General features: G+C 72.6%; 19 protein-coding genes. 7 read left to right on the forward strand and 12 right to left on the reverse strand.

Annotated elements, in window-relative coordinates; all coding sequences use genetic code 11:
• Window positions 1-58: 58 nt before the first annotated feature.
• The 4 genes from LIU39_RS08905 to LIU39_RS08920 all read right to left on the reverse strand — a co-directional run bounded on the left by LIU39_RS08905 (window position 59) and on the right by LIU39_RS08920 (window position 3,074).
• The gene (locus tag LIU39_RS08905) at window positions 59-994 is read right to left on the reverse strand and encodes a COG1470 family protein (protein ID WP_227046053.1); all 936 of its coding nucleotides are present in this window, start codon (window positions 992-994) and stop codon (window positions 59-61) included.
• Between the two features lie 61 nt (window positions 995-1,055).
• Window positions 1,056-1,784: an LPXTG cell wall anchor domain-containing protein gene (locus LIU39_RS08910; protein WP_227046054.1), complete on the reverse strand. Its 729-nt coding sequence runs from the start codon at window positions 1,782-1,784 to the stop codon at window positions 1,056-1,058.
• Window positions 1,785-2,025: 241 nt separating this feature from the next.
• A complete protein-coding gene (locus LIU39_RS08915) occupies window positions 2,026-2,532 on the reverse strand; it encodes an ATP-binding protein (RefSeq protein WP_227046055.1) in 507 nt (168 codons plus the stop codon).
• 173 nt (window positions 2,533-2,705) lie between these two features.
• Window positions 2,706-3,074, reverse strand: coding sequence for an STAS domain-containing protein (locus tag LIU39_RS08920; protein WP_227046056.1), 369 nt, complete (start codon window positions 3,072-3,074; stop codon window positions 2,706-2,708).
• Between the two features lie 386 nt (window positions 3,075-3,460).
• Here LIU39_RS08920 and LIU39_RS08925 point away from each other — a divergent pair, with 386 nt between their 5' ends.
• Entirely contained in the window at window positions 3,461-4,273 is an 813-nt protein-coding gene (locus LIU39_RS08925; protein ID WP_372463834.1) for an RNA polymerase sigma factor SigF, read from the forward strand.
• A 123-nt stretch (window positions 4,274-4,396) separates the two neighbouring features.
• Here the strand turns inward: LIU39_RS08925 and hutI are convergent, their stop codons facing one another.
• Genes hutI through hutU form a run of 4 tightly spaced genes read right to left on the reverse strand, consistent with a single transcriptional unit; the run spans window position 4,397 to window position 9,964 of the window.
• Window positions 4,397-5,563, reverse strand: a complete 1,167-nt coding sequence (hutI, locus tag LIU39_RS08930; protein ID WP_227046057.1) for an imidazolonepropionase — start codon at window positions 5,561-5,563, stop codon at window positions 4,397-4,399.
• A 35-nt stretch (window positions 5,564-5,598) separates the two neighbouring features.
• Window positions 5,599-7,017, reverse strand: a complete 1,419-nt coding sequence (locus LIU39_RS08935; RefSeq protein WP_227046058.1) for a formimidoylglutamate deiminase — start codon at window positions 7,015-7,017, stop codon at window positions 5,599-5,601.
• An 11-nt stretch (window positions 7,018-7,028) separates the two neighbouring features.
• Window positions 7,029-8,276 (reverse strand): allantoate amidohydrolase, encoded by a 1,248-nt coding sequence (locus tag LIU39_RS08940; protein ID WP_227046059.1) that lies wholly within the window; start codon window positions 8,274-8,276, stop codon window positions 7,029-7,031.
• A complete protein-coding gene (hutU, locus tag LIU39_RS08945; protein ID WP_227046060.1) occupies window positions 8,273-9,964 on the reverse strand; it encodes a urocanate hydratase in 1,692 nt (563 codons plus the stop codon). The genes LIU39_RS08940 and hutU overlap by 4 nt, the downstream gene beginning before the upstream one ends.
• 249 nt (window positions 9,965-10,213) lie before the next feature.
• Here hutU and LIU39_RS08950 point away from each other — a divergent pair, with 249 nt between their 5' ends.
• From LIU39_RS08950 to LIU39_RS08960, 3 genes are all read left to right on the forward strand, one after another.
• Entirely contained in the window at window positions 10,214-10,723 is a 510-nt protein-coding gene (locus tag LIU39_RS08950; protein WP_227046061.1) for a hypothetical protein, read from the forward strand.
• A 28-nt stretch (window positions 10,724-10,751) separates the two neighbouring features.
• Window positions 10,752-11,138 (forward strand): transcriptional regulator, encoded by a 387-nt coding sequence (locus LIU39_RS08955; protein ID WP_227046062.1) that lies wholly within the window; start codon window positions 10,752-10,754, stop codon window positions 11,136-11,138.
• A 103-nt stretch (window positions 11,139-11,241) separates the two neighbouring features.
• Window positions 11,242-12,603 carry a type III PLP-dependent enzyme domain-containing protein gene (locus LIU39_RS08960; RefSeq protein WP_227046063.1) on the forward strand — a complete coding sequence of 454 codons (1,362 nt, stop codon included), beginning with the start codon at window positions 11,242-11,244 and terminating at the stop codon, window positions 12,601-12,603.
• A gap of 104 nt (window positions 12,604-12,707) precedes the next feature.
• On the opposite strand, the gene LIU39_RS08965 is transcribed toward LIU39_RS08960, so the two are convergent.
• The 4 genes from LIU39_RS08965 to LIU39_RS08980 form a co-directional block, all read right to left on the reverse strand.
• Window positions 12,708-13,370 (reverse strand): hypothetical protein, encoded by a 663-nt coding sequence (locus tag LIU39_RS08965; protein WP_227046064.1) that lies wholly within the window; start codon window positions 13,368-13,370, stop codon window positions 12,708-12,710.
• 184 nt (window positions 13,371-13,554) lie between these two features.
• Complete coding sequence (locus tag LIU39_RS08970; protein WP_227046216.1) at window positions 13,555-14,367, reverse strand: MurR/RpiR family transcriptional regulator; 813 nt, start codon at window positions 14,365-14,367, stop codon at window positions 13,555-13,557.
• Window positions 14,368-14,857: 490 nt separating this feature from the next.
• A complete protein-coding gene (locus LIU39_RS08975; RefSeq protein ID WP_227046065.1) occupies window positions 14,858-16,411 on the reverse strand; it encodes an aromatic amino acid ammonia-lyase in 1,554 nt (517 codons plus the stop codon).
• 233 nt (window positions 16,412-16,644) lie between these two features.
• Window positions 16,645-17,679, reverse strand: coding sequence for a LacI family DNA-binding transcriptional regulator (locus LIU39_RS08980; protein ID WP_227046066.1), 1,035 nt, complete (start codon window positions 17,677-17,679; stop codon window positions 16,645-16,647).
• A gap of 248 nt (window positions 17,680-17,927) precedes the next feature.
• Between LIU39_RS08980 and LIU39_RS08985 the strand changes: the two genes are divergently transcribed.
• From LIU39_RS08985 to LIU39_RS08995, 3 genes are all read left to right on the forward strand, one after another.
• Window positions 17,928-18,839 carry an amidohydrolase family protein gene (locus LIU39_RS08985; RefSeq protein ID WP_227046067.1) on the forward strand — a complete coding sequence of 304 codons (912 nt, stop codon included), beginning with the start codon at window positions 17,928-17,930 and terminating at the stop codon, window positions 18,837-18,839.
• Window positions 18,836-19,381 (forward strand): cysteine dioxygenase, encoded by a 546-nt coding sequence (locus tag LIU39_RS08990; RefSeq protein ID WP_227046068.1) that lies wholly within the window; start codon window positions 18,836-18,838, stop codon window positions 19,379-19,381. Before LIU39_RS08985 ends, LIU39_RS08990 begins: the two co-directional genes overlap by 4 nt.
• Before the next feature lie 138 nt (window positions 19,382-19,519).
• On the forward strand, window positions 19,520-20,947 hold the full coding sequence (locus tag LIU39_RS08995) for a purine-cytosine permease family protein (protein WP_227046069.1): 1,428 nt from the start codon (window positions 19,520-19,522) through the stop codon (window positions 20,945-20,947).
• The last annotated feature ends 56 nt before the right edge of the window (window positions 20,948-21,003 follow it).

Consider the following 21,003-nt stretch of genomic DNA (forward strand, 5'->3'; position numbering starts at 1 on the left):
CCCCCCGGGCGCCCCATCGGACACGCCCTGGGCCCGGTGCGACGGCGCGTGCCGCGCTTCACGAGGGGGCTCCCACACTCATCACATCCCTTACGCCGTCGCCGTCTTCGCTGTGCGCTACCGCTGCCGCCGCTGCCGCCCGGCGGCGCCGTCCGCGCCGTACCGCCCAGCCGCCCGCCCCCGCCACGAGGACGAGCGCAGCGCCGCCTAGCGGGCCCCGGGGCACGGGGGTGTAGCGGGCCTCGGCCGTGCCGTGCGCGCCGCCGCCCGCCGTGGCGGTGAGCCGTACGTCCACCGCGTCCAGGGCGGGCGGATCCGGCCAGGTTTCGGTGCGTTCGACGCGCTGCCCCGGGGACAGCCGGACCGGCAGCGTGCGGGCCGCGCGCCGCAGTACGGGTCCGAAGACGCCGTCGGCGCGTACCGCGAGCCGCGGGGTGAGCACGGTGGTGCCGCGGTTGACCAGCGCGTAGTGGATCACCGTGGTGTCCCCGCGTCCGGTGACCGAGACGTTCTCGACGGTCAGCGCCGAGAGGGCGGGCCCGGTCACCCGCAGATGGATACGGACGCTCATCTTCCGCCCGCCGTCCTCGGCGATCAGCGTCCCCGAGTGGTCGCCGGGCGTCGCATCACCGGGCACCGTCACGGTGAACGGCACCGTCGCCCGCGTCCGCGCCGGGATCCGCACCTCCTTGGCGGCGGGCACCAGCCACGCCCCGGTGTCCGCGCCGTGCAGCCGGACGGTACGGGCCCGGTCTGCCGGGTTGGTGAGCGCCAGCCGGTCCTTCATCACGGTGCCGGGCCCGCCCTCCAGGTAGAAGTACGTCCGGCCCCGGTCGCCGGCCCCGGTCCCGCTGCCCGCCGCCGGCGCGGCCGTCACCGCCGCTCCCGGCGGCGCGTCCGGTACGGGATCGGCCCAGGACCGGGCGGGGCACAGCAGCACGGCGGCGGCCGCGAGAACGGCGCCGGTGACCCTTGCGCGGCTACGGAACGGCATCGGCGGCTCCTGGTGCTCGTACGCGTGCGGAGTGCGGGGGCGGGTGCGGGCCGCCCCCGGGTCAGACCCGCTGCCTGCGGCGGGTGAGCCAGAGGCCGCCCGCCGCGCCGGCCAGCAGCACCGTGCCGCCGAGCGTGCCGAGCGCGAGGGCTGAATCCGCGGGTCCGGTCTGCGGCAGGCTGCCGGGTGAGCCGGCCGACGACCCGCCGGACGAGCCGCCCGTACCGCCCGAACTGCCGCCGCTGCTCCCGCCCGAGCCCTTGACGTCCAAGGTGAGCGACGGTTTGGGGCTGTTGCTCGGCGTGCACGTGGTCGTGGTGCCCAGCGCCTTGATGGTGAGCGTGGACGCCGTGAACGTCACCTTCCCGCTGCTCTTGGGCGTGTACGTCCCGCTCAAGTCGCTGATCTTGATGGGGGTGTTGGCCGGAATCGCCTTGTCGTTCGTCGGCCCCGACACCGGCACCGTGCCGCTGTCCGCGCCGCCCAGTGTGATCAGCGCGGACGGCTTCATGGCGCCCTTGCCCAGTTCGACGGGGCTGGAGGAGACGCCCTTCTGGAACGACATCACGAGCTTGTACCCGCCACCACCGGGAGTGCCCTTGATGTCGATGGGCGAGACCGCGCCCTTGTTGCCGATGGGCGTCTTGCACTGGTAGTTGACGTCGACGACGTCGGCCTGCGCGGCCGGAGCGGCCAGCATCACCGCCGACCCCGCCGCTGCCACCAGGGCCGCGGCCAGCGTGGCCGTACGGCGCGGGCGGCTGGCGTGCTGTGTATGGAAGCGGGCCACCTCGACATCCCTTCTCCCGTTCGCGCACCGCCTCTTGGCAACTGACGGCACATCAGATAGGGCGCTCAAGGTACGCCGGGGACCTTGTCGAGGGAAGACACAGCGCAGCCCGGATCGGCCGGAGCGTACCGAGGGCGCGGACCCGCAGGTCCGCGCCCTCGTCTTCCGGCCACACAGGAGATGCGTACGCCGTGGAAGGCGCACCGGCGCCCGGATCAGGGCAGCCGGGTGGCAGCACAGCTCAAGACGGTGCGGCCAACTCGGCCCACACCGTCTTGCCCGCACCGTCGGCGTTGCGCACAACACCCCAGTCCAGGCAGAGCCGTTGCACGATGAACATGCCGTGCCCGCCGGGCCGGCCCGCCCGGTGCGGCGTACGGGGTGCGGGCGATCCCGCGCCGAGGTCGCTGACCTCCAGGCGCAGCACCTTGGACGCGCAGCGCAGCCGCAGCTCCTCGGGGCCCTCGGCGTGCAGGCAGGCGTTGGTCACCAGCTCGGAGACGACGAGCAGCACATCCTCGGCGGCCGCCCGCTGGTCGGCGGTGGCGGCCGGCAGCCAGCCCCAGTCCTGAAGGGCTTCCCTGGCGAAGTCGCGGGCGCGCGCCACGGCTCCTTTGGTGCCTGCCAGGCGCAGCCTGCGGACCTGACCGGCCGGGGCGGCGGAGGAGGCCGGGGCGGCGGCGGAAGCACCGGCGCTGCCCGGTTCCGGGCCGAGATCGCCCGGCGGGTACGGCCGGGTGGTGCTCATCAGCGCTTCACCTCACCGATTCGCCTTTTCACGGAAACTGATACCTGACTGATTCAACGGATTCAGATGTCTCCTGCCCGACGGGACCGTGAGAACACCCACTTCTTGGGTACGGAAGTTGTGACGAGGACTACGTGCCCGGAATGCCACCCTCCGGACCCTCCGCGTCACCCTCAGTCGGCCAGTGCCTCATCAAGGGAGTCATGCACCGTGAAAACCGCCTCCGCACCGGTGATCTCGAATACCCGGGCGACCACCGGCTGCATTCCGGCCAGATGGACCCCGCCGCCCGCGGCCTCCGCCTTCAGGCGGGCGCCGAGCAGCACGTTGAGCCCGGTGGAGTCCATGAACTCCAGAGGGGAGCAGTCGACCACGAGTCGCGCGTAGCCGTCGGCCACGCACCCTTCCAGCGACTCACGCAACAGATCGGCGGTGTGGTGATCCAATTCACCGGCAGCGGTCACGACCGCGCTGGCGCCGTGATGCCGGATCGCGACGTGAAGCCGGCCCCGGCTCGCACTGCCGACCGTCCCGCGGTCCATGCGCGCGCACCCCTCTTGCTGTCTCGACGTCGATTGCCTATGACTGCGCTCGCGAGAACCCTACGCCTTCGTTTCACGCAGGGGTAGCCGAACAATCGCCATATAGCACGAAATAAGGACATCGCACACTTGCCATCTTCAGGCAAAGCCAGGTAGGCGTAGAACAGACACATTCGCCACGGCCGGCTTTGGAGGCGCCGCACACCGCAGCTTCACGTAGAGGCATCGGCAGCCATATGCCGAGAACGATGGAGGAGACCATGTCACCCCGGCTCGACGAATTGCGCACCGACGGCACCCGGCAGCACACCTCGTCGACACCCCCGTCCGACCCGACAGGGCAGATCCCTGCCCAGGCGATCCCCGCCGAATCCGATGTCGCGGAAATGCCCGACATCGACGGGCTGCCCGAGATCCCCCCGTTCGACGAGGTGGGTCCGGTGGACGCGAGGGCCCTGTCCAAAACCCTCTTCGAGCGACTGGAATCGCTGGAGGAAGGCACCCACGAATTCGCGTACGTCCGTAACACCCTGGTCGAACTCAATCTCGCCCTGGTCAAGTTCGCGGCCTCCCGGTTCCGCTCCCGCAGCGAACCCATGGAGGACATCGTCCAGGTCGGCACAATCGGCCTGATAAAGGCGATCGACCGCTTCGAACTGGGCCGTGGCGTCGAGTTCCCGACGTTCGCCATGCCGACCATCGTCGGCGAGATCAAGCGTTTCTTCCGCGACACCAGCTGGTCGGTGCGGGTACCCAGGCGACTGCAGGAACTGCGTCTGGATCTCGCCAAGGCCGGCGACGAACTGGCGCAGAAGCTGGACCGTGCACCCACGGTCGGCGAGCTGGCCGAACGCCTCGGCATCACCAATGACGAGGTCGTCGAGGGCATGGCCGCGAGCAACGCGTACACCGCGAGCTCGCTGGACGCGCAGCCCGAGGAAGACGACAGCGAGGGCGCGCTGGCGGACCGCATCGGTTACGAGGACCACGGGCTCGAAGGCATCGAGTACGTCGAGTCCCTGAAGCCGCTGATCGCCGAACTCCCGCCGCGCGACCGCAAGATACTGTCGCTGCGGTTCGTCGCCAACATGACCCAGTCCGAGATCGGTGAGGAACTGGGCATCTCTCAGATGCACGTCTCCCGGTTGCTCTCCCGCACCCTGGTGCGGCTGCGCAAGGGTCTGATGATCGACGAGTGAGGCATCGCGGTCACTGCCGGTCCACCGACCGGCAGCAGCCCGCGCGAAGGAGGGCCTGCCCCGGGCGACTCGGGACGGGCCCTCCTTCGCGTCCGGGGCCGTAGCGCCCCGCGCGGCCTTCGTTCAGACCCTGACTCCCCTGTGCCATACGTCCGTGACGAGCGGGACGCCGGGCCGGTAGGCGAGGTGGACGTGGGAAGGCGCGTCCAGCAGGGCGAGGTCGGCGCGGGCGCCGGGGGCGATCCGGCCGACGTCGGTGCGGCGCAGCGCCTGCGCGCCGCCCGCGGTGGCCGCCCAGAGCGCCTCGTCGGGCGTCATCTTCATGTCGCGGACGGCGAGGGCGATGCAGAACGGCATGGAGGACGTGAAGGAGGAGCCGGGGTTGCAGTCGGTGGAGAGCGCAACCGTCGCGCCGGCGTCCAGGATGCGGCGGGCGTCGGGCCATACGGCGCGGGTGGAGAACTCCGCTCCGGGCAGCAGCGTGGCGACGGTGGCGGAGTTCGCCAGCGCGTCGATGTCGGCGTCCGTGAGGTGGGTGCAGTGGTCGGCGGAGGCGGCGTCCAGTTCGACGCCGAGCTGGACTCCTGGGCCGTAGGAGAGCTGGTTGGCGTGGATGCGCGGCAGCAGGCCGCGCTGCTTTCCGGCGGTGAGGATGGCGCGCGCCTGGTCGCCGTCGAAGGCGCCCTTCTCGCAGAAGACGTCGATCCAGCGGGCGTGCGGGGCGCAGGCGTCCAGCATGGGGCCGGTGACGAGGTCGACATAGGCGGCCGGATCGTCCGCGTAGTCGGGGGAGACGATGTGCGCGCCGAGGTAGGTGACCTCGTCGGTGTGGGCCGCGGCGATGCGCAGCGCGCGGGCCTCGTCCTCGACGGTCAGGCCGTAGCCGGACTTGGTCTCGAAGGTGGTGGTGCCCTGGCGCAGCGCCTCCGCCATGTAGTGCGCGACGTTGGCGGAGAGCTGTGCGTCGGTGGCCGCACGGGTGGCGGCGACGGTGGTGCGGATGCCGCCTGCCGAGTAGGCGCGGCCGGACATGCGGGCGTTGAACTCCTGGGTGCGGTCGCCGCCGAAGACCAGGTGGGAGTGGGAGTCGACGAAGCCGGGGATGGCGGCGCGGCCGCCGGCGTCGACGGCGTTGTCAGTGGCGGGTGCTTTGCTGGAAGCACCGACCCAGGCGATGCGGTCGCCGTCGATGACGACGGCCGCGTCCTGGATCAGGCCGAGGGGGCCTTCACCCAGGGAGGGGTCGTTGGTGACGAGCTGGGCGATGTGGGTGAGTGCGGTGGTCGTCATCGCGGGGGTGTTCTCCTTCGGCCGCTGGGGGCGCGTCAGTCGCTCGCGCGCAGGGCGGCGATGGTTTCGGCCAGTGCGGTGGGTACGTCGGGCAGCAGCGTGTGCGCCCCGTCCCGGACGATCTGCCGGCCGCCGACGATCGTGTGCCGTACGTCGGCCGCGGAGGCGGCGAATACCGCGGTCTCGGCGGCCAGTCGGGGCAGCGGGCCCGCGGTGCGTACGGAGTCCAGGGCGATCGTGGTGAGGTCGGCGAGGGCGCCGGTGGTGAGGGTGCCGGCGTCGTCCCAGCCCAGCGAGGCGTGACCGTCGACGGTCGCAGCGCGCAGCAGGTCCCCGGCCGTCCAGTGGCCGCGGGTGCGGGTGCGCAGGCGCTCGTCGAGCTCCATGGCGCGGGCCTCTTCGAGCAGGTCGATGACGGCGTGACTGTCGCTGCCGAGGGACAGCGGGCTGCCGCGGTGCCGGAGTTGGGCGGCGGGGCCGATGCCGTCGGCGAGGTCGCGTTCGGTGGTGGGGCACATGCAGACGCCGGTGCCGGTGCCGCCGAGCAGGCCGATGTCCTCCGGTGTGAGGTGGGTGGCATGCACGGCGGTGGTGCGGCGGCCGAGGACGCCGTGGTCGGAGAGCAGCCGGGTGGGGGTGCAGCCGTGGGCCTCGTAGCAGGCGTCGTTCTCCGCGGTCTGCTCGGAGAGGTGGACGTGCAGCGGGGCCTGCCGTTCCGCGGCCCACTGTGCGACGGTGCTCAACTGCCCGGCGGGCACGGCGCGTACGGAGTGGATGGCGGCGCCGATGCGGGCGTGGGCGCGGCCGTCCTTGAGGGCGGCGGCGCGTTCGGCCCAGGCGTCGGCGCTGCCGTCGGAGAAGCGCTGCTGGTGGTGGCCCGGCGGGGCGCCGAAGCCGGCGGAGAGGTAGGCGGTGTCGAGGAGGGTGATCCGGATTCCGGCGTCGGCGGCGGCCGCGATCAGCGCCTCGCCCATGGCGTTGGGGTCGTCGTAGCGGGTGCCGCCGGGCGCGTGGTGGAGGTAGTGGAACTCGCCGACGCAGGTGATGCCGGCCAGGGCCATTTCGGCGTAGACGGCGCGGGCGAGGGCGTAGTAGCTGTCGGGGGTGAGCCGTCCGGCGATGTCGTACATGACCTCGCGCCAGGTCCAGAATGAATCCGGCGCCCGCTCCACGCCCCCCGCCGCCACTCCGCTCCGCTCTTGCGGAGATGACCCGGTGCCCGAGCCTGCCTGGACGGTGCCGCGCAGGGCGCGGTGGAAGGCGTGCGAGTGGGCGTTGGCGAGGCCGGGAAGGGTCAGCCCGCGCAGCGCGACGGCGCCGGGCGGCGGGGCTGCGGTGCCGGTGCGGACGGCCGTGATCCGCCCGTCCGCCACGTCCACGGCCACGCCGGGCTCGGTGTGGGTGCCGAGCCAGGCGTGTTCGAGCCAGTACGTCGTCGTACTCTGCGTCGTCATGCTCTGCGTCGTCATGTGCACGCGAGACCTTCCAGTACGTCGGCGAGTGCGGTGATTCCGGCGACGCAGTCGTCCTCGGCCGCGGTTTCGGTGGGTGAGTGCGAGACGCCGGTGGGGTTGCGTACGAACAGCATGGCGGTGGGGACGGTGCCGGACAAAATACCCGCGTCGTGCCCCGCGCCGGTGCCGAGTACCGGCACGGTACGGGCTCCGCCGGTGCCGGTCCGCCCGAGGATCGCGCCCAGTTCGTCGCGCAGCGCGTGCCCGAACTCCACGATGGGGCTGAAGGATTCACGGACGACGCGGACGTCCACGCCGTCGCGGGCGCCGCGTTCGGTCGCGGCCCGCTCGATCTCCTTGGTCACCGTGTCCAGGGTGTCCTGGTCGGCGGCGCGGGAGTCCAGCCAGCCGCGGACGAGCGAGGGGATCGCGTTGACGCCGTTCGGTTCGACGCTGATCTTGGCGAAGGTGGCCAGGGCGCCGGCCAGCCGGGCCTGCTCGCGTGCGGCGAGCACGGTCTCGGCGTAGGTGAGCATCGGGTCGCGGCGGTCCTCCAGGCGGGTGGTGCCCGCGTGGTTGGCCTCGCCGTGGAAGTCGAACCGCCAGCGGCCGTGCGGCCAGATCGCGGAGGCGATGCCCACGGCGTCGCCGGTCAGGTCGAGGGCGCGGCCCTGTTCGACGTGGAGTTCGACGAACGCGCCGATCCGGTCGAGCCGTTCACGGTCCGGGCCGATGGCCGACGGGTCGTATCCGGCGCGTTCCATGGCCTGCGGCAGGGTGACGCCGTCCGCGTCGCGCAGCTCGTGGGCGGCCTCCGGGGTCAGGAGCCCCGCGGTGAGCCGGGAGCCGACGCAGGCGAGCCCGAAGCGCGCGCCTTCCTCGTCGCCGAAGTTGACGATGGCCAGCGGCTTGCCGAATTCCGCTCCCCTGCGGCGGAGTTCGTCGAGGGCGGCGAAGCCGGAGACGACACCCAGCGGCCCGTCGAAGGCGCCGCCGTCGGGCACGGAGTCCAGGTGCGAGCCGGTCACGACGGCCTCGCCCGCGGCCACGTCGGTGTACGACGCGGCGCCGAGCCACGCCCACTGGTTGCCGTTGCGGTCCCGTTCGTAGGAGAGCCCGCGGGCCTCGGCCTGGGCCCGGAACCACGCGCGGCAGTCGGTGTCGGCGCCGGTCCAGGCGGCACGGCGGTAGCCGCCGGACGAGGAGTCGCGGCCGATCGGCCGCAGCTCGTCCCACATGGTGTGGAAGGAGGAGTTCATGCGTGGCCGCCCTGGGTCGGGGTGGCCGCCGGTCCTTCTTCGTGCATGGGGATGCGGACGTGGCGTTCGGCGGCGACGTTCTCGGCGATGTCGTAGCCCGCATCGACGTGACGGATGACACCCATGCCCGGGTCGTTGGTCAGCACCCGACGGATCTTCTCCCCCGCCAGCACCGTCCCGTCCGCCACACACACCTGACCCGCATGAATCGACCGCCCCATCCCCACACCACCACCGTGATGCAACGACACCCACGACGCACCCGAAGCCACATTCACCATCGCATTCAGCAACGGCCAGTCCGCAATCGCATCCGACCCGTCCAGCATCGCCTCCGTCTCCCGATACGGCGACGCCACCGAACCACAATCCAGATGATCCCGCCCGATCGCCAACGGCGCCTGCAACTCACCCGACGCCACCATGTCGTTGAACCGCTCCCCCGCCCGGTCCCGCTCCCCATACCCCAACCAGCAAATCCGCGCCGGCAACCCCTGAAAACGCACCCGCTCCCCAGCCATCTTCAACCACCGGTGCAACGACTCATTCTCCGGAAACAACTCCAAAAGCGCCCGGTCCGTCGCCGCAATATCCGACGCCTCACCCGACAGAGCAGCCCACCTGAACGGACCCTTCCCCTCACAGAACAACGGACGAATATACGCCGGCACAAACCCAGGAAACGCAAACGCCCGACCAAACCCCGCCAACTGCGCCTCCCCCCGAATCGAATTCCCGTAATCAAAAACCTCGGCCCCCGCATCCAGGAACCCGACCATCGCCTCCACATGCGCCGCCATCGACTCCCGCGCCCGCACCGTGAACCCCGCAGGATCCGCCGCCGCCAAGGCAGCCATCTCCCCGAACTCCACCCCCACCGGCAGATACGACAACGGATCATGCGCACTCGTCTGATCCGTCACAATGTCCACCGGCGCACCCTCCGCCAGCATCCGCGGCAACACCTCCGCCGCATTCCCCAGCAACCCGATCGACAACGGCCGCCGCGCATCCCGCGCCTCAACCGCCCACTCCAGCGCCTGCGACAACGAATCCGCCCGCACATCCAGATAACGATGCTCAATCCGCCGCTCAATCGCCCGCGGATCACAGTCAATACAAATCGCCACCCCATCATTCATCGTCACCGCCAGCGGCTGCGCACCCCCCATCCCGCCAAGCCCCGCCGTCAACGTGATCGTCCCCGCCAGCGACCCCCCGAACCTCTTCGCCGCCACCGCAGCGAACGTCTCATACGTCCCCTGCAAAATCCCCTGCGTGCCGATATAAATCCACGACCCCGCCGTCATCTGCCCATACATCGTCAAACCCAGCTGCTCCAGACGCCGGAACTCCTCCCAGTTCGCCCAGTCCCCCACCAGATTCGAATTCGCGATCAGCACACGCGGCGCCCACTCATGCGTCTGCATCACCCCCACCGGACGCCCCGACTGCACCAGCATCGTCTCGTCCTGCCGCAACGACCCCAGCGTCCGCACCATCGCATCGAACGAACGCCAGTCCCGCGCCGCCTTCCCCGTCCCCCCGTACACCACCAACTTCTCCGGATGCTCAGCCACCTCCGGATCCAAATTGTTCTGCAACATCCGCAACGCAGCCTCCTGCTGCCACCCCAAGGTGTTCAGCTTCGTGCCGCGCGGTGCCTGTACGGGTCGCGGTCCCGACATGGGTGGTGCCTCCCTGACGTCGACTGGATCGAGCTATTCACATACTGGCTTCGCTGAATATGGCCAGTCAACAGGGCGCGACACCCGGCGGGCCCGAAGTGCACCCACCGGCCACCCGACGCGACACGTCGCACCGGCCGCACCGACCGCACCCCGCCCGCACATTCACCCTCGATTCGACTTGCCTACTGGGAAAGCCGGTGCTAACTTTCCCAGTAGGCAAGTAAACGTCTTGGGGAGGCGATGGCCATGAGCACACCGGTGGACGCGGAGCGCGCCTGGCAGGATCTGCAGCGCATCCGGGTGCCGCAGGAGCGGGTGTACGACGAGCTGGAGCGCAGCGCATCCAGCGGCCCGGGGGCGACGTACACCACGGCCGGCATCATGTGGCTCTTCATCGCCAGCTGGGGGCTCGACCTCTCCGACCGGGGCTTCTGGTTGGTGCTCGCCGGCTACGTCGCCCTGCTGCTGGCCCTGGCGGTGGTCGCCAACCGCAAGACCCGCGTCAGGCTGCACCGTTCGCGCCACACCTGGCGGTCGTTCGCCACCTTCATCGCCGGGATGGTGGTGACCTGCACGACGATTGCGCTGTCCGGCCGCCTGACCGACTCGCTCCACCTGCCCTTCGGCAGCCTGATCCAGGCCACGCTCTCGGCCGCCGCCTTCCTCCTGTTCGTCGGACCGGCGAACCGCTGGGCGATGACCGCACTCCGCAGCCGCGGCATACGGCCCGCTCACGGCGAGGAAGCCACCCGATGACCACGCCCGTCCGCGAGGAGAGCACCCGATGAGCACCCCTGCCGGCTTCGATGAGCTGATTCACCCGGCCACCCGGCTGTCGGTGGTGGCCCTGCTGGCGGCCACCGAATGGGCCGACTTCGCCTTCATCCGCGACAGCCTCTCGCTCAGCGACTCCGCACTCTCCAAGCAGTTGCACACCCTGGAGGAGGCCGGGTATCTGGAGATCCACAAGGAGGGCGGCGGCCGCAAGCGGCGTACCAAGGTGCGGCTGACCGGCCATGGCAGGACCGCGTTCGACGGCCATGTGGCGGCGCTCCGGGCCATCGTCGACGGCGTCGGCCCCGCAGCCTCTGCGGCACCGCCCGCCGGGGCCGGGGGCACGGCACCCGCGCCGCTCAGCGAGACGGCCGGGCACGCCAAGGCGAGCCGATGACGGCACCGGCCCCCCGCTCCGAGCCGGCCGCTCGTCCGGTTACCGGGTCCAATTCCTGGGCCCCCCATGGCGCTTCGGCCGATGACAGTGATGGAGTAGCGGTATGAGTGGCACCCAGACCGGCTTCATGACCGGCCCTGTTGTGACGGACCGGGACCGTGCCGTACAGGCAGCCGTAGCGCAGGGGCTCGTGGGCCCTGCCGAGCCCGTCGCCGGGCTCCTGGACGTGGCGGGGATCCGCCGTTCGGCGGCCGAACTGCGGTCCGCCTTCGCGGAGTTCACCACGCCCGGCACGCCCGTGCTGCACGCGTTCGCGGTGAAGGCCGCCTCGCTCGTGCCGGTGCTCCGGCTGCTCGTGGACGAGGGCCTGGGCTGCGAGGTGGCCAGCCCCGGTGAACTGGCGCTGGCCCGCGCGGCCGGGGTGCCCGCCGCCCGCACGGTGCTGGACTCCCCCGCCAAGACCCCTGCCGAGCTGCGCGAAGCGCTCGCCCTCGGCATCGCGGTCAACGCCGACAACCCCGAGGAACTGGCCCGTATCGACGGCCTGGTGGCCTCCGCGCCGACCGGCGCACCGCTCGGCCTGCGCGTCAATCCGCAGATCGGGGGCGGCAGCATCGGCGCGATGAGCACCGCGACCGAGACCTCCAAGTTCGGTGTGGGGCTGCGGGACGCAGGGGCCCGCGACTGGGTCGTGCGGGCCTACCTGGACCGCCCGTGGCTGACCCGGTTGCACGCCCATGTCGGCTCGCAGGGCATGCCGTTGCCGCTGATGGCCGAGGGCGTACGGGCCCTGTTCGACCTCGCCGAGGAGATCAATGCGAAGGCCGCGCGGCCGCAGATCGACACCCTCGACATCGGCGGCGGGCTGCCGGTGAACTTCGCGTCGGACGTGGCCGCGCCCACGTACCGGGAGTACGCGGAGCTGCTCAGCACAGCGGTGCCCGGCCTGTTCTCCGGGCGGTACGGGCTGGTCACCGAGTTCGGCAGGTCGCTGCTTGCCAAGCACGGCACGATCGTGGCCCGCGTCGAGTACGCGAAGTCGGCGGGCGGCCGTCCCATCGCGGTCACCCATGCCGGCGCCCAGGTGGCGACCCGTACGGTCTTCGCCCCGGATGCCTGGCCGATCCGGGTCGCGGCGTACGACGCGCAGGGGCTTCCGAAGACGGGCGAACCGGTCGCCCAGGACGTTGCGGGGCCGTGCTGCTTCGCGGGCGACCTGGTCGCCGAGAACCGCGCGCTCCCGCCACTGGAGTCCGGCGACCACGCCGCCCTGCTGGACACCGGCGCCTACTACCTCTCCACCCACTTCGCCTACAACTCCCTCCCGCGCCCCGGGGTTTACGGCTATGTGGCCGACCCGTCGGGCGCCGGCCGCTTCGCGACCGTGCGCACCCCGCAGACCCTCCAGGAACTGGCAGCCGAAAGCGGCGCAGCCCACGCCGACGGCATGCGCGCGTTGAAGTGAGGTGAGGTGACGTGGGGTGGGGCGAGGGTGAGGTGACCGCGGCCCGCCCCGTAGCGGCCCGCCGTGCCCGGCCCGTATCGGCCCGCCGTAGCTGACCCGTCCGCCTACCGCGGACCAGCGGCCCGGGTGCCAGCCGTACGTCCGTAACCACCCTTGGCACCGGCACTGCTCCGGGTGCCGGCGCCGCCCCTGGCACGGGCGCCACCCCGGACGCGTGCGCCGCCCGGCGCCGCGTCGCCGGCCGCCACGCCCGTTGTCAGGTAGCCGCGGACGTCCTTGCCCGTCGCTCCGCCGTGCGCCGCGGCCTCCGTGCGGACCCACAGGAGTGCCTCGTGTTCCCGCTCCCAGCGGCCCAGCCACAGGGACTTGGCCCAGAGTCCGGCGGCGATGCCCGCCATCAGCAGTCCGCCCGCTGCGGGCAGCGCCCACGACGAACCGACCGCGGCCAGGAAGGCGAGCAGCAGCCACCAGCGGTGTGCCCGGCGCCAGATCCGTACGGTGACCGTGCGGTCCTGGAGGATGACGGCCTTGCCTGCCCGGGAGGCGCCGCCTGCCAGGGCCATCAGGCGGCGGCGCCGCGTCAGGAACACGACGCATGCCGCGATCAGGGCGAGCGCCACCCCCGCGAGCAGCCCGATCCGTCGTCCGGTCAGCCCCGGCAGCAGCGTCCCGATGCCCGCTGCCAGCAGTCCTGGCCACCACAGCAGGCCGGCCGGCGCCCGTACGATCACGGCCACCCGCGCCAGCGCATACGCCCCGCGCCCCACGTCGGTCCTCCTCGCGTCGAGCCCGCGACGTCACCCCGGGCGTCGCGGCGCTATGTCACACCTGTACCGGCCGCGGATCGTAGCCAGCCCGGATGAGGATTTTCTGAGACGGAGGGGAGGTGAGCCGGAAGGTGATTCGGAGGACGAGCCGGAGCGCGGGCCGGAGCGCGAGTCCTCGCTGTCCTCACTCCACGAACAGCCCTCTGGCCGCCGCCTTCGCGTCGAATTCCTCCAGGCGGGACTGGGCGTCGGGCAGCGCGTCGCACATCGCCTCCAGCAGGACGCGGCCCAGGAGCATGGGGGCGCAGACCGTGTCGAAGGCCAGGCCGGTGCCCACCGGGGCCGGCAGCAGGAGATCGGTGTGGTGGGCGACGGGCGCGAAGGCACTGTCGGCGACGGTGACGACGGTCAGACCCACGGCGCGCGCGTACTCCAGGGCTTCGACGACCTCGCGGGGGTGGCGGGGCAGCGCGAAGCAGAGCAGGGTGCCGGCGCCGGCCCGTACGGCGGCGTCGATGCGGTCGGCGAGCAGGGTGCCGCCCTCGTCCAGGAGGCGGACGTCGGGGTGGACCTTGCGGGCGAAGTACACGAATCCGGCGGCCTGTGCGGTGGCCGCGCGCAGGCCGAGCACCAGGAGCGGCCGGGACGCGGCGAACAGCTGCCCGGCGCGGACGACCGGGGACGGGTCGGCGAGTGCGGCGGCGAGGTGGCGGAGGTTGTCGATCTCCGCCTGGACGGCCTGCTGGTATTCGTTGGCGGTGCCGTTGCCGCCGGACGGTTCGGCGGGGGCGACCTCGCGCAGGTGGCGGCGGAGTGCGGGGTAGCCGTCGAAGCCCAGGGCGACGGCGAAGCGGGTGACGGACGGCTGGCTGACGCCGGCGAGTTCGGCGAGTTCGACGCTGGAGAGGAACGGCGCGTCGGCGGCCCTGCGCACCATGCAGTGCGCGATGCGCCGCTGGGTGGGGGTGAGCCGGTGTCCTTCGAAGAGTTTTTGCAGGCGGGTGGCGGGGCCGGCGGCGGCGTCCGGGAAGGCCGGTGCCGTCGCGTCGGCCCCCTGGTCCGCCCCGGCGGCCCGCTCTGCCACGTTCGGGTCCGCCGGGTCCGCCTCTGCCCTGCCCGCCTTCGCCTCGTCCGTCTTCGCCCTGCCCGCCTTCGCCTCGTCCGTCTTCGCCCTGCCCGCCTTCGCCTCGTCCGTCTTCGCCCTGTCCGCCTTCGCCGCGTCCGCTCGCCTGCGTGCCCTTTCGGCGGGCGTCCCACCGGTCCCGGACGCTCCCGTCGGCGCACCGGCCCCCGTCGTCGCTGCTGTCACGTCCGGCTCACCGGCCGCCCGTGCCGTCGCCTCGGCCGCCGCGCCGCCGTTGTCCCCGTCCCCGCTCATCGCCTCTTCCTCCCGGCCCGGTCAAGGCCGTCTCGTGTACCGACCGACTGTACGGAACTCCTGGCCCGCAGCGGCCCGCCCCCCCCGCCGCGGGCCCCACCGCCGCCCGCTACACCTCCGCCAGACGCTCCAGCAGCCGTTCCGCCACCGCGACGTCATCCGTCAGGGGGCGGTCCTCCATCCTGGCGTCCAGCGCCCCGGCCGCCAGGGCGTAGCCGACGGCGACCGGGGTGTCCGGTTCCGGTTCGAGTGAGCGCATCCGCAACGCCCTTACGGAGGCGACGAGTTCGCAGGCCAGGACGTGCCGGAAGGAGATGCAGGCGCGCAGCGTCTGGCGAGCGCCGAGTGAGGCGAAGCTGGCTTGTTCCTCGACGCCGCGGGAGAGCACGGCGTGCCCGAGGGTGGCGGGCTGGGAGACGGCGCGCAGTTCGCCGAGCGCCGCACCGGCCGCGTACTCCAGGATCATCACGCCGGAGCTGGCGGGCGCCGCGTCGCCGAGGAACGGCCGCAGCCGGGTGAGGTCCGGTTCGGAGAGCGCGGCGAGGCGGGCGGTGGAGAGCTGCGCGGTCTGCAGGACGGCCAGCCGGAAACTGTCCAGGGCGAGCGCGGTGTGGGCGGCGTAGAAGTTGCCGTGGTGGTAGGCGGCCTGGTCGTCGATGCTGATCAGGGGGTTTTCTGCGGCGGCGTTGAGGTCGACGGCCAGCACCTGTTCCAGGGTGTCGGCGGCGTCCAGCGCGGGGCCGTGGATCTGCGGGATGCAGCGGAATCCGTACGGGTCCTGGATGCGGCCCAGCGGTGGCGCGGGGCGGGCGGGGACGCCGGAGAGGGTGCGGATGCGGGCGGCGGCGGCCGCGGAGCCGGCGTGCGGCCTGGCGCGCATGACGGGTTCGGCGAAGGGTTCGTACGAGCCGCCGACCGCGAGGAGGGAGAGCGCGGCGACGGGGAGGGACGCCGCGAGCAGCCGGCGGAGTTCGTCGAGGGCGAGCGCGGACTGGCCGAGGGTGAGGGCGTTGCTGCTGATCAGGGCGAGGGCGTCGTTGCTGTCGAGGGCGACGGGGGCGGGGGCGCGGCCGCCGGAAGGGCAGCGCCAGGGGTGCTCGCCGGCCAGTGCCAGGCCGGTCTGGGCGAGGGCGGCGAGGTCGCCGGTGCCGACGGCGCCGAATTCGTTGACGACCGGGTGGGCACCGGTGTCCAGGGCGTCGAGGAGCGCGGTGACGACGGCGGGGTTGAGGCCGGCGCCGCCTGCGAGGAGCTGGTTGGCGCGGACCGCGAGCATGGCACGGACCTCGCGGGCGGGCAGCGGGTCGCCGATCGCTCCGGCGTGGCTGCGCAGCAGCCGGAGCCCGTGTGCGGCGTCGGCGTGCTGGATGTCCTCGGTGCGGTTGGCGCCGACGCCGGTGCTGCGCCCGTAGACCCGGCCGGTGGCGGCGAGCCGGCGTGCGGTGTGCCAGGACTGCTCGGCGCGGTGCAGGGCTTCGGGATCCAGGGGGCCGGGGCGGGCGGTGCGGGTGGCGAGGGCGGCGACGTCGGCGGGGCGCAGGCCGCGGCCGTCGAGGGTGATGCGGGGCAGGGCGTGCCGCTGGGGTGCCTGTGGCACGGTGTCGCGGGGCGGGCCGTGGGGGTGGCCCGCGTCCCGGCCGGAGTCCGCCATGGGGGAAAGCATCGCGCTCAACTCCCTTGTCCAGCGCCCTTCGTGGAGGGAAGCCCGATACCGCGTCCGCACGGAGGGCCGGAGCAACAGGCGCACCGCGCCGGCCCATCGACTTCCATTCACTCACCTAAGACTCTGCATGACCATATGCAGGCCGGGCAAGGGGCGGCGACCGGTCGCCGGATCGCGTACGTGCCCGCCGCCGAGCCCGGGGGCGGGAGCAACGGGCCCAGGACCGCGGCCGGTCAGCCGGGGCCACGCCCCAGCGCCGAGCCCCGCTCCGACAGCCGCGGCGCACACAGGATGCGCTTACGGCGGACCCGGCGGCCCTCGATCGCCGCGACGGCCAGCCGCGCGGCCTCCTTGGCGATATCGGCCAGGCCCCAGTCCAGGGTGGTGAGGGGCGGGGTCAGGATCCGCGAGACGGGGTGGTCGTCGAAGCCGACGACGGACAGGTCACGCCCGACCGCGAGGGATGCCTCGGCGGCCGCCGCGTAGACGCCGTAGGCGATGGAGTCGGAGAAGCAGAAGACGGCGGTGGGCACGGCACGCCGGGCGCCCCCGCCGCCGGCGCCGTCCAGGACCCGCCGCGCGACCGCGGTCGCCTCCCCCAACTCCTGGGCGCAGGGCAGCACTTCGACCGTGAGGTGGAGCCGGTCGGCGGCCTCGCGGACGTAGACGTCGGCGGGCCGGTCGGGGGTGGAGGGCCCGGTGGGGGTCAGCACCGTGATGCGGCGGTGGCCCAGGCCCCTGAGATGGTCGAGGACGGTGTCGATGCCGGCGCGGTTGTCGAAGAGCACCTCGCCCGCCGTGCGGGCGCGGCGCAGCGAATCGCCGATGGAGACGACGGGCACCGCGTCGGCGATCTTCGCCCAGCCCTCGGCCGAGGGGTCGACCGGCGACACCAGGAGGCCGTCGACGCGCTGGTCGCGCAGCTGCTTGGCCAGCGCGAGTTCGCGTTCCGGGTCGCCGCCCGCGTCGAGGATCAGCGCATAGCGGTCGCCGGCCAGCAGCTCGCGGCCTATCGCGGCCATCAGCTGCTGCTGCCAGAGGTCCTGGAGGTCGCCGGAGAGCACGCCGACCATGCTCGTACGGCCGCCGGCGAGGGCGCGGGCGATCGGGTCGGCCTCGTATCCGAGGTCGGCGGCGGCCTTGCGCACCCGCTGCTCGGTCTCCTTGGAGACGTGCTTGCCGCGCAGCGCGTAGGAGACGGCCGCGGTGGAGAGTCCGGTGGCCTCGGCCACCTCACGGAGGGTGGTGCGCTTACTGGGCCTGGCCATGCCGAGAGCCTACCCAAGGCGGGCGGGCGACCCGTCGGTCACGGCCCCGCGGACGGCACACCGGCCCGGCCGCCACGTCCGCTCCGGCTCCCGTCCCGGCCCGGCGGACCCTTGACACCGCCTCGCGTTAAGCGTTTCACTTAATCGCATCAGTGAAGCGGTTAAGTTCCGTGCCCCCGTGGGCGGCCGGCCAGTTCACCCGCCCGCGGCCGGACACCGGGATCCCGCCCGGCCGCCGAGGGAGACGTATGCCGGCCGACGTCCACCAGCACATCTGGCCACCCGATTTCACCGCCCTGCTGCGCGCCCGCACCGCACCGCCGCGGCTGGACGGCTGGACGCTGCACCTGCCGGGCGAGGCCCCGTATGCCGTCGACCCGGCCGACCACGACATCGGCGCCCGGCAGCGCCTCGCCCGCGCCGACGGGCTCGACCTGGCGCTGGTCTCGCTCTCCAGCCCGCTGGGCATCGAGTATCTGCCGCCCGACGAGGCCGCACCGCTGCTCGCCGCGTTCCACGACGGCGCGCTCGCCCTGCCCGCGCCGTTCGGCGTCTGGGCCTCGCCCTGCCTGTCCGCGCCCCGGCCTGACCCCGGGCCCGTGCGGCGCCTGCTCGCCCGCGGCTGCGCCGGCCTGCAACTCCCGGCCACCGCGCTGCTCGACGCCGCCGGATGGGAGCGCTGCGCCCCGCTGATCGACGCCGCCACGGAGCTGGACCGGCCGCTGTTCATCCACCCCGGCACGGCCCCGCCCGCGGGCGCGGCACCGGCCTGGTGGCCCGCCCTGGTCCCGTACGTCCAGCAGCTGCACGCCTCCTGGTTCGCGTTCCGCGCCTTCGGCAGGCCGCGCCATCCGCGGCTGCGGGTCTGCTTCGCCGCACTGGCCGGCCTCGCCCCGCTGCACGGCGAGCGGCTGGCCGCACGCGGCGGCCGGGACCGCGGCCGGGTCGACACCGCCGCGTTCTACGAGACCTCGTCGTACGGGACGCGGGCGGTGGACGCGCTGGTACGGGCCGTCGGCATCGACGTCGTCGTCAGCGGCAGCGACCGCCCCTATGCCCGGCCCGCCCTTCCCGACCTGGGCGCGGAGGCCGCCCTGCACGCCCTGCGCACCGTCAACCCGGCCCGCCTGCTGGGCCCGGCGAAAGGAGCCCGCCCATGAACCGTCCCGCCCCCGACCAGGCCGTCCGCGCCCCCGAGCCGTTCGCCTCGCTGCCCGAACGCCCCCTAGGCAAGCGCGAGTTGCAGGACCTGGTCGACGCTCTCGCCGCCCGCCCCGGACTGTGGCGCACGCAGGTCGCCTTCTCCGACACCGAGCGGCACTACGCCTCGCTGTACCGCGACGCGTACGTCGACATCTGGCTGCTGTGCTGGACCCGGCGCAACGACACCGGCTGGCACGACCACGACCTCTCGTCCGGCGCGGTCCGCGTCGTCCAGGGCGCGCTGACCGAGACCAACCCGCGGATCGGCGGGGAACACCTGGCCACGACGGTCGGCGCGGGCACCTCGTTCTGCTTCGGGCCCGACCACATCCACCGGCTCTCCGGCGCCACCGACGACGCCGTCTCCGTGCACGCCTACTCGCCGCCGCTGTGGCGCCTGGGCCAGTACGACATCACCGAGGACGGGCTGATGCGCCGGCGCTCGGTGTCGTACGCGGATGAACTCCGGCCGGTCGAATCCCCGTCGCCGGCCGCCTGACCTGCGCGGACGTGGCGTCGCTGCGGCATCGCCGCGGCGCCGTCCGCGCCCCGGCCGACAGAAATCGGGCTCCACCTATTGACCTTCCATTCACACTGCGTTGATCCTGCATGAATCCATACAGTGAGGTGGCGCAACATGGCAGGCGTGGTGGAACGGCGGTCGATCGATGTCGTCCCGGACAGCGAACGGCACGGCAATGCCTTCAGCCAGTTCACCCTCTGGCTCGGCGCCAACCTCCAGATCACCGCCGTCGTCACCGGCGCGCTGGCCGTCGTCTTCGGGGCGACGGCCTTCTGGGCACTGATCGGGCTGCTTCTGGGCAATCTCGTGGGCGGGGCGGTGATGGCACTGCACTCCGCGCAGGGCCCACGGCTCGGCCTGCCGCAGATGATCACCTCGCGGGCACAGTTCGGCGTCCGCGGCGCCGTCGTCCCGCTCGCCCTGGTCATCGTGATGTACATCGGCTTCTTCGCCAGCGGCAGCGTGCTGGCCGGGCAGGCGGTGGGCGAGCTGACCCATCTCGGCGCGACCCCCGGCATCATCCTGTTCGCCGCCGTCACCGCCTTCGCCGCGGCGGTCGGCTACCGGCTCATCCACGTACTCGGCCGGGTCGCCGGGCTGGTCTGCGCCCTCGCCTTCGTCTACCTCGGCATCCGCCTCCTCGACCGCGCCGACCTCGCCGACCTCCTCCACGACCGCGGCTTCGGCCTGCCCGTCTTCCTCCTCGCCGTCTCGCTCTCGGCGTCCTGGCAGCTGGCGTTCGGCCCGTACGTCGCTGACTACTCGCGCTACCTGCCGCGGCGCACCTCGGCGCGGGCCACCTTCTGGTGGACGCTGTCCGGCTCGGTGCTGGGCGCGCAGTGGTCGATGACCTTCGGCGCGCTGGCCGCCGCGGCGGCCCCCGGGGCGTTCGTCGGCCACGAGGTGAGCTACATCGTCGGCCTCGGCGGCGCGGGCCTGATCGCCTCGGTCCTCTACTTCGTCATCGCCTTCGGCAAGCTCACCATCAACATCCTCAACACCTACGGCGGCTTCATGTCGCTGGTGACCAGCGTCAGCGGCTTCCGCGGGCAGCGCACCCTGACGCCGCGCGCCCGGTCCGCGTACATCTTCGGGATCATGGTGGCCGGCACCGCCGTGGCCCTGCTGGGCAAGGACTCGTTCCTCACCTCCTTCAAGGACTTCCTGCTCTTCCTGCTGACCTTCTTCACCCCGTGGTCGGCGATCAACCTGGCCGACTACTACCTGATCTCCAAGGAGCGCTACGACATCCCGGCGCTCAGCGACCCGGCCGGCCGCTACGGCGCCTGGAACATCAAGGCCCTCGCCGCCTACACCATCGGCGTCCTCGCCCAACTGCCGTTCCTGGCCACCGCGTTCTACACCGGACCGCTGGTCGCCCCGCTCGGCGGCGCCGACATCTCCTGGCTCGTCGGCCTGATCGTGCCCGCCGTCCTGTACTGGACCGTCACCCACCGCGACACCGCGCGGCTGCCGGAAGAACCCGCCGACGACACCCGGGCCGCGGCCGCACCGGAGGCGGGGACCACCCCGGCAGGCTGACCGCCGCCCGTCAGGAAGAGGGGTGCTGGCCCTACCGCGCGGGCCCGCCCCCGTCC

The organism is Streptomyces pinistramenti, from assembly GCF_020564935.1.
GTDB classification, from domain to species: Bacteria; Actinomycetota; Actinomycetes; order Streptomycetales; family Streptomycetaceae; genus Streptomyces; species Streptomyces pinistramenti.